Source organism: Clavibacter lycopersici (assembly GCF_003576405.1).
In the GTDB taxonomy this organism is placed as follows: domain Bacteria; phylum Actinomycetota; class Actinomycetes; order Actinomycetales; family Microbacteriaceae; genus Clavibacter; species Clavibacter lycopersici.
This window is the reverse complement of the sequence record NZ_QWGT01000501.1, coordinates 1-679: the sequence shown is the minus strand read 5'-3', so window position 1 is coordinate 679 and position 679 is coordinate 1. Positions and strand designations below refer to the sequence as shown.

At 79.7% G+C, this 679-nt stretch carries 1 protein-coding gene; it reads right to left on the bottom strand.

Annotated elements, in window-relative coordinates; genetic code table 11:
- On the bottom strand, window positions 1-649 hold a 649-nt coding region (locus DZG00_RS16195), incomplete at its 3' end, for an ABC transporter permease (protein ID WP_311135926.1).
- Between the last annotated feature and the right edge of the window lie 30 nt (window positions 650-679).

Below are 679 nucleotides of genomic sequence, written 5' to 3'. Positions count from 1 at the left end.
TCAGGCCCCACTCGGGCGTCGGCCGGGCGCTGCCGAGGCCGAGGAAGCCGAGCGCCGCGAGCGTCAGGGCGATGCCCGGTAGGCGCAGCATCGCGTTCCGCACCACCGGGCCGACGACCGCGGGCAGGAGGTGGCCGAGGAGGATCCGGGCGCGCCCGACCCCGAGCACCGGCAGGATCCGCACGTGCGGCTGCGCGCGCGCCTCCTGCATCAGCGCCCCGGCGTGCGCGGCGAGCGGCGCCCAGCCGACGGCGGCCACGGCGATGGCCGCGCCGGCGGTCGACGGACCCTGGATCGCGGCCACGACGATGCCCGCGAGGATCGGCGGCGCGGCGTTCGCGACCTCGATGGCGCCGAGCGACGCGCGCGGCAGGAGCCCGAGCACCAGGCCGATCGCGCAGCAGGCGAGCGTGACGAGGAGCGCGGTGCCGAGCGTGGTCAGGGCGCCGTGGCCGACGCGGCCGAGCAGGTCCCTGCCGCTCGCGTCGGCGCCGAACGGGAGCGCCCACGAGGGCGGTGCGAGGCGGCCGGCTGTGGTGGCGAGGGGATCCCGCGCGAGTCCCGCGACGACGATGAGCGCGAGGAGCCCCGCGGCGACGGCAGGCACGACGGCGTCGCGGCGGCGGGCGGGGACGCGCGCGTCGGGCACGGGCAGGGATCCGAGGCGGAGGGCGGGGCC